The organism is Rhizobacter sp. OV335, assembly GCF_900142965.1.
Lineage (GTDB): Bacteria > Pseudomonadota > Gammaproteobacteria > Burkholderiales > Burkholderiaceae_C > Rhizobacter.
Map to the genome: position 1 here is coordinate 44,392 of NZ_FRCQ01000029.1, position 12,458 is coordinate 56,849.

At 61.0% G+C, this 12,458-nt stretch carries 10 protein-coding genes; 5 read left to right on the forward strand and 5 right to left on the reverse strand.

What is annotated here, in order from left to right:
* Positions 1-113: 113 nt before the first annotated feature.
* The 3 genes from BUE42_RS24865 to BUE42_RS24875 form a co-directional block, all read right to left on the reverse strand.
* Positions 114-404: a hypothetical protein gene (locus BUE42_RS24865; RefSeq protein WP_143171740.1), complete on the reverse strand. Its 291-nt coding sequence runs from the start codon at positions 402-404 to the stop codon at positions 114-116.
* A gap of 187 nt (positions 405-591) precedes the next feature.
* A complete protein-coding gene (locus BUE42_RS24870) occupies positions 592-5,211 on the reverse strand; it encodes a PIN domain-containing protein (RefSeq protein WP_143171741.1) in 4,620 nt (1,539 codons plus the stop codon).
* A gap of 125 nt (positions 5,212-5,336) precedes the next feature.
* Positions 5,337-6,497, reverse strand: coding sequence for an IS30 family transposase (locus BUE42_RS24875; protein WP_073467984.1), 1,161 nt, complete (start codon positions 6,495-6,497; stop codon positions 5,337-5,339).
* Positions 6,498-6,840: 343 nt separating this feature from the next.
* Between BUE42_RS24875 and BUE42_RS24880 the strand changes: the two genes are divergently transcribed.
* Together BUE42_RS24880 and BUE42_RS24885 are read left to right on the forward strand one after the other, a co-directional pair.
* Positions 6,841-8,196, forward strand: coding sequence for an FRG domain-containing protein (locus tag BUE42_RS24880; protein ID WP_073467985.1), 1,356 nt, complete (start codon positions 6,841-6,843; stop codon positions 8,194-8,196).
* Between the two features lie 151 nt (positions 8,197-8,347).
* Complete coding sequence (locus BUE42_RS24885; RefSeq protein WP_073467986.1) at positions 8,348-9,172, forward strand: abortive infection family protein; 825 nt, start codon at positions 8,348-8,350, stop codon at positions 9,170-9,172.
* A gap of 160 nt (positions 9,173-9,332) precedes the next feature.
* Here BUE42_RS24885 and BUE42_RS24890 read toward each other — a convergent pair whose 3' ends face one another.
* Both BUE42_RS24890 and BUE42_RS24895 read right to left on the reverse strand, forming a co-directional pair.
* A complete protein-coding gene (locus BUE42_RS24890; RefSeq protein WP_073467987.1) occupies positions 9,333-9,758 on the reverse strand; it encodes a GNAT family N-acetyltransferase in 426 nt (141 codons plus the stop codon).
* Positions 9,759-9,797: 39 nt separating this feature from the next.
* Complete coding sequence (locus BUE42_RS24895) at positions 9,798-10,043, reverse strand: hypothetical protein (RefSeq protein WP_073467988.1); 246 nt, start codon at positions 10,041-10,043, stop codon at positions 9,798-9,800.
* A 119-nt stretch (positions 10,044-10,162) separates the two neighbouring features.
* On the opposite strand from BUE42_RS24895, the gene BUE42_RS24900 reads away from it, so the two are divergent.
* From BUE42_RS24900 to BUE42_RS24910, 3 genes are all read left to right on the forward strand, one after another.
* A complete protein-coding gene (locus BUE42_RS24900; protein ID WP_073467989.1) occupies positions 10,163-10,825 on the forward strand; it encodes a uracil-DNA glycosylase family protein in 663 nt (220 codons plus the stop codon).
* Between the two features lie 114 nt (positions 10,826-10,939).
* Positions 10,940-12,151 (forward strand): hypothetical protein, encoded by a 1,212-nt coding sequence (locus BUE42_RS24905; protein WP_159445497.1) that lies wholly within the window; start codon positions 10,940-10,942, stop codon positions 12,149-12,151.
* An 85-nt stretch (positions 12,152-12,236) separates the two neighbouring features.
* Entirely contained in the window at positions 12,237-12,449 is a 213-nt protein-coding gene (locus tag BUE42_RS24910; RefSeq protein ID WP_073467991.1) for a hypothetical protein, read from the forward strand.
* Positions 12,450-12,458: the final 9 nt, after the last annotated feature.

The window sequence follows — 12,458 nt, forward strand, 5'->3', positions numbered from 1 at the left end:
GCAAAAGAAAAGCCGCTGTGGCGGCTGCGCGCCTTGGTTCTCAGGCTGTCAAACCCGACCTGCGATGTGGCAGGCCGGGGGACTTTAGCACTGGCGATGCGGGCGGTTTTCAGTCAGTCCCGCGGGTCGCCAAACGTCTCGATGAATTCATCGATGAATCGCTGCGATCCGGTGAGCGTCAGCGTGATCGCATGCCACCCACCGTCTTCGACGTTCACCTGCAGGTCGTGATCCCAGTCCATGCCTTCATCCGCAGGACCGTGCGTGTGCGGGAAGCGGCGCCAAGCCCAATCGAGGAGGTGTTGGGCTTCGGCCAGCGCGGCGGGGTGGTGCTCGGCGGCGGTGGAGGCGAGGGCCTCCAGGGTGGAGATGCCTTCGGAGTTGTCGCTGAGGTCGAAAGTCAAATACTGCATTGGTCGAGCATACAAAGGATGACTGCTTCAGACGGCGGATTCAACCGGTCCCGTGACAACTTTCCGGCAAAGCTGTCGCTCGATGCGCCTAGCGACAAGGAACCGCAGTTGTCCTACCCGGTTGGAGGACCGTCTTGACCAGCGGAGTCATGTGCACTATTCCACGGATTGATCGGGATCAGCCTTTCGTTGGCGTGAAAGGCGGTGCAGCTGGGAAGGGCGCGGGTGGCTGCGTTTCCGCATTTATAGCGGGCTCCTCATCGGGGACGCTCGCCATGAGCAGCACGGGCTTCTCGTCTGAGTGCGGGTTTTCCGGAGTCTTTTCAACTGTCTCAACGAGCGGGGTCGTCCGGCTTGTCTCTGCGGCGTCCTCAGCCGTTTTCATCAGCCAAGGGGTACGGCCAACCATCAATACCTTGACGTTGACCGGTCGGAGTCGCGGGGGAGCTTCCTTTGCCCGATGCAGACCTTCCTGAATGAAGGGTGCCAGATACTCGAGCGTTCTTCTTACTGCCCGAGTACGCTCCATGTCTGCCGGCTTGTAGAGGTACACCGCATCCGTTGGCGTGAGCAGGTTCATGAGGAACTGCACTAGCTTTTCCGGCAGGTCAGCCGGGCAGTTTTTGTTCCTTGCCAGACCCTCGGTGACGTGACACAACAGCTCACCGAAGGCGCCCATGGTCGTGGATGACTGTGATAGCACCTGGAGACATTCGAGAGTCGCGGTCAGCACTGAGTCGAACAGAATGGTGTCGCTGTTCAAGTACTGCTTGAACCGTGCGACACCTCCCTTGAGCCAATTGGTGCCCTGTTGGCAGAGCAATGCAAGGTCGAAACCCCCGAGCATCACGAAAGAGCGGTTTGAAAGAAACATCCTTGCGGCAGCTAGCGAATACGCCGACTGCATAAGCGCCAGCAGCTGCAACGCGTGCATCAGGACAACCTGAGGCCAGACTCCCTGAATCTGCAAGTGTCCGGCCCACGAACGAAGACGCCCGTCGACGGTAAAGATGTGCGCACCCGTCTCAGCAGCAACAAGCAAGACCGAATAGTCCTCTTCGCCGATGACCTTGCGCAGACTCTGCAGAAGTGGCTGCTGCTCTTCCGGGCCGTAGGCAGCCACGACCGTCGTAAACCCGTCGATTGCGTCAGCGATTGATTGCAGGAACTGAATGTTGCGCGCATGGTCGGCCGGCGTAATCTCAACGAAGCCCAACTTCCCATTCGCCTCGAAAGCTTGACCCCAGGACCGGGCCAATTTCGCCTCTTCCAGCGCCCCGACGACCCTGTCACGTGTACGAGAGCAAACGAGAATCTTAGGTAGGATAGACAGCACGTCAAGCTGGTCCAGAGCCGCGAGTTCACACAGTGTGGCTGCGTCGATGACGTAGGCGGCCGAGGCCTCTTTCAGCACCGACAGTGCGGACTGAATCTCTGGTTCGGTCCCTTCGCACACAAAAAGCGAAGGCCCGTCCGACGGCCACCCACGCACCAACTCCAAAGTGCTGCGCCCCACAAGGCGAGCAAGGCCGCCCAGGGTAATCGGAATCTTCGAGTAGTTCTCGAACGCGTTTCTTGAGTGCTCACCATTTCGCTTTAACTGCTCGAGGACACCCGAGAAGTCCATGCCATCCGCGGTCTTTCGGATGGGCACTGACATTGCATTGGGAACTGGCGTCAGCGAGGCGTCGATGGCTTGTTTCGCCAAGCCGAGCAACCGGCGGTGCGAAGACTCGATGGCGACAACCGTGAACCTTCGTACTGAACCAAAGGCCCCCTCAACGGCAACCTCTTCGTCGACCGCACGACCGATGAAGGGCTGAACGTGTTGAGACGCTGAACTCTTGAACTCAACCGTCTCTGGCAAGTCAGTCAACGGCTCCGGGTCCAAGGTAATCCATACCCGCATTCCATCGGCATCGCGGACCGTGACCGCGCAACCCGGGCCAACCAAGGGGAGCTTCTCCTCCATGTTCGGAAGCTCGTCCGTAATGGCGCAGCACGTGAGAAGGAAGGCCGACGCGGCCTCGACGTTCTCCATGTTCTCGCGCCGAAGCCGATACATCCGGCGCATTCCGTTCTCTGCGAGCCCATGCCGAAGCTCCAACGCAGCGACCTGGCTGACTTGCTGAATGCTGCCTTCGAGCCGCTCCGGGAAAGTCTTGAGCAACTCGATGAGTGCGGAAGTCGGTTCGCCGCGAACGGCCACCATGAACTTGAACAACCAACTCGACGCGTGGTTTGGCGCAGCCCGATGCTGCGCAGTGGCGAGGGTCTTGAGCAATGCCCAGTCCCCAGCGCTCTGCCCCAGCTCCATGGCGAGTGAGCGCGCGTTGTCGTCCTCAGCCCATCCAGTAGGAAACGACTCAATCAGCTTCTTGGCACCCCGGAGGCCGCCGGAACGGACCGGGGCGTGCAACCAGCGCGTGTGCAATTCGCAGTGGTGGCCAAGTGGAAGCACCTTTGCATAGGCCGCAGACGCTTCCTCGTAGCGCTTCGCCTCAAACAGGAGTTCTGCAAGGAGCAGGGTTGTCTCAGGCCCATCCTCTCGGCTCGCAGCAACCGTAGCCAACTCAATTGCGTGCTCGGCTGCGCCCGAGTCCTTCGATAGCAGCAGAATGCGGGCCGCACCAAGCAGAGTCGTGAAGGTCGTCTTCTCGTCCAGGGGCTGTGCCTTGACTTCTTCGACCGCTTTGTCACGCAGCGGCGAGAAGTACATCCCCATCCAACGGATAGACCGCATCGCGTCCAGCGTGTCAGGACGAGAGCGCTCGACTTTTTCTGCGGCGGCAATTGCCAGGTCGACCAAGCCGATGTCGGCCGCGTGCGCTGCCGCCTGCGCCAAGCTGACCAAGCCTCCTTCATCAAGCTGGCCGACAACCTCGCGCCCACGCGTCTTCAGTTTGTCGACTAAGCCAGCTTGGTTCAATGCATCCAGCTCCATGCGAAGCAGGCCTGATGAGGCAATACCATGTGCCGCGGCCTCCTGCGCCACTGTGATTGCATCCATTGGCCGCTTGAGCATGAGATAGGCGAATCCGAGGTGTGAGGCCGCGTCAGCGACCGTCCGCTTCGACTGAACGGACCAAAGCCGGTCCAGGCGCGGCTCGAACGCAGCGACGGCGGTGTTCAGCGCATCAGCAATAGAGGCGTCGACAAGTCGATAGGTTGAGCGAACTCCGTTGGTAGTCGCCGCCTCCAGCGCAATCGTCAGGGCCGCATGGCGCGTGTAGAAGCCCGCGTCCGACGCCTTCAGGGACCGAATGCTGAAGTCAATGGCTGCTGGAAACTCGTTGGCTGACCGCCGCCCCCAGGCCAGCATCTGCAGAACGTCTGCGCTGTCCCGATCGGCCAGTGGCGCGTCCGTCTGTTGAATGGAGTCGCCATGCACGATTCGGGCGCTGGCCAGCGCAATCCAGACGTAGACCGAGTTGGGGAAGCGCTCTTTCGCGGTCAAACCAGCGGCAATTGCTCCGTCGACATCCTTCTTCAGCAAGAGACCTCGGATGCGCGCAGCAACCACCTTATCGTCATCACTCGACAGGTCAGCAGCCTTCAAGAAATCGTCAGCTGCTTGTTCGATGTTGCCGAGGTGCCAATGGCAGGCGCCTCGCTGCAGATACCAGTGAGCGCGTTGATGCGCGTCGAATGGACCGAGGTCCTTGCCCAGCGTCGTGATGTCTGCCAGGGCGTCCTCGTATCGAAACTGCTTCAACTTCTCATTGATGCCGTCGAGTTGGCCGCCGATAACCTTGTTGACGGCATCGGGGCGTCCGCTGGGCAACGCAATTTCAGACGCGCGTGCTTCGACTGCTCGCGGTGTCGCACCGACGCCAATCCCAAGCGTGGCGGCACCGGTGCCTTCCAGAACACGTTCGTAGACGGATTCCGCAGCACCACCCAGCGCGGCAAGAGTCGGTTGAGGAAGCCTCGACGCACCACTGCTGCGATGCCTTGCAAATGCCGCTGAGAGCGTGCTGCTGATCTGGCCGTCCAGATTCGCGGCGGTGACGTGCGCCGCAAGGGGGTTCAGGCGCTGACAGGCGCCAACCAACTCTGCCCAAATCGAGGTAGGTGCGACGGGGTGAGCCAAGCCGAACACCCGCTGAATGCGCGAGAGAATGTCGGCAAACTCCGGGGTGGTTTGCGTCGACAGTCGATGGGATACAAACCACAGGTGCGAGCAGAAGCTGCGCAGCTCGTCGGGATGCATAGGTCCTTCGACAATGTCTCGCACAATCCCTTCGATGGTGGCGAGCGCACCCCGGATAGGTTCGGAACTGAAGCGCGGCGCTGTCACTTTCAAGACGAAGTCTGCGCCGTTGGTTGAGGTCCGAGCGAACTCCGATACTCGCTCGGCGCCGCGGACGTTGGAGTCCCCGTCGCCGTCGTACACCACCGCGATGCGGTCTACCCAAGGCGTAAAGAGGGCCACATTCTTGAAGTCAAACCAAGCGCCTGTTAGCGCCTCCCGGAAGGGGCCATTGGACGCTGTCGACTTCAGAGTCTGCTTGACCTGCAGCAGTACCTTGTGGACAGTCCCCGCACGGTCTTCAACGAGGCAGACCAAGTCGTCGGTGTTGTAGGTCAGGACCCTGACCTGAAACTGCAGGCCAACGACGGTTCCTTCCGGAAGCAGGGCGGTGGGCTCCCCGGTGAACTGGGCAAGCAGATAGACCGCCTGCACCCGGGACTCGTACGAGCCACCCTCGTTGCTCGTTGAACGCGGGTTGGACACCTGCTTAGGCTTGACCTTGGTAGGCGCTTTCGCTGGGGGCTTAGTCTTTGGCTTGGCCATGAGGTCAATGCTGGCGCTTGTTGCGTCGGTGGCTTCCCTCAGCGAGGTCTGGGACCCGCGGAGGGGAGACATTGAATGGGTAGGACGTATGTTTATACGGCTAAAGACAGCAACCGCTGGCGGATTCAACCGGTCATCGCAACACATTCGCTGAATCTCTCAGCGGGCGTTTGGAAGCCGAGCGTCTTGCGCGGCCTCTCGTTCAATTGTCTGGCGATCGAGTTGAGCTGAAGCTGTGAGTAGCCCGAGATGTCGATGCCCTTTGGCAGGTACTGCCTGAGCAGCCCGTTGGTATTCTCGTTGCTACCCCGTTGCCAAGGACTTCGAGGGTCACAGAAGTAGACCTGGATGTCGGTGGCCATGGTGAATCGCTTGTGCCCATGCATCTCCGTGCCTCGATCCCAGGTGAGCGATTTGTAGAGCTCCTGCGGCAGCTTGCGGGCGTTCCTGATGAGTGCGTTGACGACCGTCTGCGAGTCCTTGCCGTCCAGCTTCACCAGCATCACGTATCGCGTCTGGCGCTCCACCAAGGTCGCGATCTGGCTGTTGCCGCTGCCAAAGACCAAGTCGCCTTCCCAATGACCAGGCACTGCCCGGTCCTCGATTGATGCGGGCCGCTCGCTGATCGACACCGCGTCGGCGATCTGACCGTGGATCGCGGTCTTCTGCGTGTAGGAACGAGCGCGACGCATCCCGCGCGTGCGCCGCAGATGCTCCAGCAGTTCCTTCTTCAAGGCACCGCGCGCTTGAATGAACAGACTGCGGTAGATCGTCTCGTGTGACACGTGAAGGCTCGGGGCGCTCGGATAAGTATGCTTGAGCCAACCAGCGATTTGCTCCGGTGACCACAGCATCCGAAGCATGTCCGCCACGATGCCAGCCAGAGCGTGGTTCTTGGCCAATTTGCAGAGCTTCGGTCGAAGAGCGCGCTCCCAGGCAGCTTGGTCTGCCAGGGTCGCCCGATAGCCATCCAGGCCGCCGTTGCGTCCGATCTCCCGGCTGATGGTCGACGGCGCTCTTCCAAGGCGGGCGGCGATTGAACGCATCGAATGACCGACTGTCAGCGCACGTGAGATCTCTTCTCGTTCTTCCAGCGACAGCGCGGTTGCGCAGCGCCGACGCTCGAGCGGTCGAATGCCACCCGTCTTCGACAGGATGTTGTGGATCGACGTGTGCGGCCGGTCAAACAGCTTGCCGATCTCATGAAGCGTCCAGCCTTCCTTCCAACGCGCCCACATCAACGCCTTCTGCGTGGCGGTGTAGTACGTTCGCGTGCGGTACTTCATTTGCAACACTCCTTCTGCCTGAGCAGTGGTTAGTGTGTTGCGTCGACCGGTTGAATCCGCCCTGCAAAGCCGTCACCACAGAGTCGCTGACTGCCTCAGGCTGAATGCAGTCAACGTGCGCCTGCTGAGCGACCGCTCCGGCCGAAAGAAGAAGCTTCTATCATCAATGATGATGACGCTACTACGTCGGCGAACTCCTCTCCGGCGCGGCAGGTATGTCCGTAGCAAAGCGACCGAGGCCGAACCAGCTTCGTCGATGAACGCCCGCTTTTGGCGAGGTAGCAATCCTCGCTAAACTTCGTAGCCAGCGCTCACGATTGGTGGGCAACGCAGGGCAAAGTCCATGTACAACTTTCTCGTTACGAGTCAAGACGGCGCATGGGAGGGGGACGACTACGAGTACGAGCGCAGCCGCTTTCTCGAATACACGAACAGTGACATCGCCTCGCGGTTCGAGGAGCTCAAGACGCCTCAGATAGAAACCCTGCTGAAGTTCCCTTGCCTGTTCGCCTACGAGGGCTCCGTGAAGCCGATGCGCGTCGGCCGGCTGCTTGAGGTCAAGCGTCGCGACAACGGCCGCAAGCTGTACCTCCGGTTCAGCATCGATCTGAACATACAACCGATTCCGCACGAGAGTATCGACCAGCTGAAGCGCGCGCTGGACATACGCAATTGGGAGCTCAACCGCACCCATTGGGCGATCAAGGAAGAGGATCTGCTTGCGATCCTGAATCGCGAGAACTTGGCCGACGCCTCCTCGGTGGCGGAGTCCCCCAAGATTCAGCAAGGAGATCTCCCCCCGGTACCAGCGCCCGACAATCTGGCGGCTTCAGTTGACGCGTTCATCAAGTTGGTAGTCGAAATGGCTGACGCATCGAGAGAGGTGTTCTATCGCGGACACTCGAACCGAACGAAGTACAAACTGCTGCCATCACTCTTTCGGACCAACGAGGGAGGCGAGCCCATATACCGGGACGCAGAGGACACGATGTGTCGCGAACTCTTGGTTTCCAACTCCGCGGACTTTCAAGGCGACGTCTACACACTGGATCGACTAGTGCGAATGCAGCATTACGCTCTCCCGACGCGTCTTTTGGACATTACGTCCAACCCTCTGATCGCCTTGTACTTCGCGTGCATGAGCAACCCTGACGATCAAGGCGAAGTGATTAGCTTCTCGATGGAACGCGCAACGGTGAAATACTTCGACTCCGACACGGCCAGTTGCATCGCCAATCTCTCGCGCCTCTCCAAAGCATCGAAGGACTCGTTGGACCTGCTCAACGATGCCAACATTGCCGATTTCAATCAGCGTCAATCGGTGAAACAGCTGCTGCACTTCATCAAGGAGGAGAAGCCTTACTTCGATGATCGAATCGACCCTGAGCACCTGCGCTCGGTGATCTGCGTCAAAGGAAAGCGCACCAACAGCCGCATCTCGTTCCAGTCGGGTGCATTTCTCTTGTTCGGTGAAGAAGCAACTCTCAAGGAGGAGGGCTCATCCACGATCTCAGTCGCGCGTATTGCCATTGAAAATAAGGCCGGGCTGCTGCGGCAACTCGATACGCTCAATATCAACCAGAGCACCGTGTTCCCATACATCGAGAATTCAGCTAAGTACATCGCGCATCGATACCGACTCCAGTCTCTCAATGAGGTCGTCACTGGCGAGGCGAAAGGCTCGGCCGACGGCTCCTGAGATGCTCCACGGCTCTGTGCTGCCCCAGCAGCCCATCAAAGAACTCGCACATGATAGGAACTCTGGCTGAGCCACAAGGCTATTCGGCTACGACCGGCTAGGTACCTTCACCGGCGGTTACCCGGCGACCGCTTCAACTCCACGCGCGACCATGGCAGCTTCGCAAACCGCACCGCTCAACGACGAGATCATTGTTGCACTCGGGCAGCTTGTCGACGACGCTCAGACGGGCCGGCGCGATCCGAGCCATTCGGATATCGAGCACTTGATCCTGCGGCACTCGCTGCGGGCGGGGGATCCCAACAGCAACGGGCAGACCGTCGGCAAGATGAAGCGGATTCGAGCCGTCCTGAGCTGGGCCTTGGAAGGTGCGCCCGATGCTGGCGGTTCGTTCGCGATCTCGTTTGTCTCACTGGTACGCGGGCACGGAGGTTTCAGAGTTGGATCACCCAACTACGTCGGTGCGGATGCTCTCGGCAACTGCATAGCGGCGTTTGCGTCGGAGGGATTCGTCCTGGGAGTTGACGGAGACCTTCGGGCCAAGGTGCTCGACGCACTGACAGGCATGGCGCTGACCGATGCACTAATGACGTACGTGCGTCGCGCCAAAAAAGGCGCGGAAGACGCCGCGCTGGAGGTGGGGACCGGAAAGGATTTGGTCGAAGCGGTGGCGGCACATGTCCTTCAGCAGAAGTTCGGTGCGTACTCGCCTCAGGCCAACTTTCCGACGCTGCTCGGTCAGGCCTTTGTAGCGCTGAACTTGTCCACGCCGCAGAGCCCTGTCCTGGCAGGAGAACCGGCGCAACGGCGTGTGGAGCGTGCCATGTATGAACTCGCCTGCGCTGTCAATCAGCTTCGCAACAAGCAAGGCACGGGACACGGTCGCCCATGGCTGCCTACTTTGACCGATGCCGAGGCACGCTCTGCGATTGAATCTATGGGGCTTGTTGCCGAGTTTCTGCTGCTTCGTATGTGATGCGGTGCAGGCTACTCGCACGACGCGCTGCGAAGGCTACCGGAAAGCAGTCGTCGATCAACGGCAGCAACTGGCCCGGCTACAGTCAATCGACCAAGCGGCGCGAATGGTAGCTACCGCTGCATAGAAGTCAAAGCGATCGCTGATGCTTCGTGCCAGGTCAGGTCGCCTTGTAAGTGTCGGGCACATGAACCTCCATCATCCGGTCGGGTGCCGCGAGCGGCGTGAAGCCGAACTTTGCATACAGACCGTGCGCATCCCGCGTCGCCAGCATCATGCGGCGCAGGCCCTGCAATTCAGGATGGGCCTTGACCGCTTCCATCAGGCGGAGGGCGAGGCCTTTTCCGCGATGCTCTTCCAGCACATAGACATCGGCCAGGTACGCGAAGGTCGCCTTGTCCGTCACGAGCCTGGCAAAGCCTACTTGCCGACCTTCGAGCAGAACGCCGAAGCACAGTGAGTTGTCGATGGCGCGCTGGACAATGTGGCGCGGGATGCCAGGCGACCAATAGGCCGTCGACAAGAAGGCGTGGATCGCATCGACGTCCAAGCGGGCAGCATCGGAGGTGATTTCGTAGTCAGGCATGCCTGGATTCCGGACGATGCGGGGGTTGGGAATGCTTGGTCATTCGCGCCGGGGAGCCTCAACCCAGATCCTCTGACCCGGGTGGTGCTCTTCAACGGTCGCGATGGCGCCATCATCCAGCGTCAGATCTGCAAGGCTGTAGCTGAACCGACTCATGTTCGGGCGCCGCAGCTTCACATACTCAACCTCGGAAATCGCATCGCTGCCGCACCAGATTGCGTCGCCGGCCGCAGCCCGGTCAAGAGCTTCCGCCAAACCAGAGGGCGTGATCGCAACGAAGACCATTGGGGTGTCCTTCCATGTTTGGCCAGCGGTCAGTTTGCCAGCTGGGCTGGTAGCCGAAACGACCAGTGTCTGATTGGAGAGCTGGGCGCTGCAGTCGCACCAGCACGCAGAATCCCCGAATGACTGAAGCGATCATCAGCGAGTTGCAAAACATCGTGCGGCGACACGCCCAGCTGGATACCGACGCGCACGGACCGGAACTTCGGCCGGTGCTCCCCCGCGGGCCGCGAGACGCCGCCATCTGTTTCGTGGGCAGGGATCCCGGCGAAAAGGAAGCGAAGTGCGGCCTCCCCTTCATCGGCGAATCCGGGCAGCGCCTGCGCAATGGCTTGCTGGAGTTCTACACGCCGTCCGTCCTGCCCAGCGAGCAAAGCAGGCTCGAAGTCGGCGAGCGCTTCTTCTGGATGAGCACGGTGCCGTTCAAGCCCAGGGGCAACAAGTCCTGGAGCCAGCAGGTTCGGGTCGCGTGCCAGCCGATGCTCCTGCAGCTGATGCAAGACCAGTGGGGCGGTCGCGATGTCGTGACGTTCGGGACCGAGGCGTTCTTCTGGTTCGGCATCGGTCAGCCGGACGAGACCCGGCAGAAGCTCCGCGCCTTCTGGGACCAGGGCGACATCAAGTACGAGCGGAGCATCGAAGTGCCGTTGCCCGGCCTGGCGCGCACTGTCTGCCTCCACCCGATGCCGCATCCATCGCCCGCCAACGCCCGATGGCGCGCGCGGTTCCCAGAGCTGTTCAAGCAGCGGCTGTCGTCGTTGTCATCGCCGTCGCGGCCTGCTTGACGTTATCTGTCGGCTGGTGTGGCTCGGTCCTCGCCCGCGTCCCTCGAACTAGGGGGTACGCCAGCCCCACGAATTCCTATGCTGGATTCACTTCATCCACAGGGGGATCCGTCCATGAAGACAGCATTGCGCCTCATCGCTTCACTCGTTGTCGGCTCCGCGGCCGCCGTCTGCGCGCCTGCCCATGCCAGCGGCTATTCGGTGTTCGACATCGGTCAGCTGTCCGCCGGCACCGCAACCTACGCCACCGGCGTCAACAGCAGCGGCCAAGTCACGGGCTACTCGTACCAATTCGACAACGAAGGCGACGAGATCAATTACCAGGCCTTCGTCACCGGCGCCAACGGCGCGGGCATGACCGGGCTGGGCACGCTCGGCGGCGCGTGGAGCAAGGCGTGGGCCATCAACGACTCGGGCACCGTGGTGGGCCAGTCGCAAACAGCCAGTGGCGATGCACGCGCCTTCATGAGCGGCCCGGGCAACACGCTCACCAACCTGGGCACGCTGGGCGCGGGCACCCACAGCGTTGCCACCGGCATCAACCGGTTCGGGCAGGTGATCGGCATGACGATGTCGTACTCAGACCCCGCCTACTTCTACGCCTACGGGCAAGAGGGCTTCATCACCGGCGAACATGGCCAGAACATGCGTTCGCTCGGCACGCTCGGTGGCGAACCGTTGCTCGGCACGGCCATCGGAGACACGGAGCAGATCGTCGGCCGCATCGGCAACAGCGGGGGCTCGCCAAGCAAGCATTTCGCCATTGGCGTCTACAACGGGCAACCAATGCCCCTGGCGTTCTCCGTGAGTCGCATGGATGCCATCAACATCAGCGGGCAGACGGCCGGAGAATATTCACCCGACGGTGTCAGCAACAACGTCTTCATCGGCGACGTCAACGGCGTCCTGATCCCGCTCGATTTCCACCACACCACCGGCTACAGCTACGGCTGCGCGGGCGCCTTCTGCCAATATGGCCCGGCGTCGCGAAGCTACGCATTCGACATCAATGATTCCGGCCAGATCGTCGGGCACTTCAACAACGCCACGCTCACGACGCACTTCGACTGGGGCTTCGTCACCGGCCCCAACGGGCAAGACCCGGTGAGCCTGGACGACATCGTGACCCTCGCCGGCGGGGACCGGTTCATCTCGGCCACCGGCATCAACAATGCCGGCCAGTTCATCGCCAACACGCAGTACGGGCACGCCTACCTGATCTCGCCGATACCGGAGCCCGCCATGGCGGCGCTCTGGCTTGGCGGGCTGGTGCTGGTCGGCCGCCGCACCCTTCGCGCAGGCGGTCGCCGATTCGCGCCGGGGTAGTCACACGCCATTGGCACAATGACCGCTGCTGCATCAACTGCAACGGCCTACTCAATCATGCTTGTCAACGATGCCTTCGCGAGCGATGGTTCACTACAGCTATCTCGCGATGCCGGGGCTACCCGAAGGCATTGTTCCCATCGTCATGACGATGCCCGCGGTCGCGCAGAACTTCGTCGTGGCCGAGAGCTTCGACGAGTTCCTCGGTGTGGGGTATCGCGTGGGCTGGTTCGCGCTCAAGCAGATCACCTCTCACGCGACCGAAGCAGAGGTGTACTCCGCAGCCGAGTTCAAATAGGAATCGAGG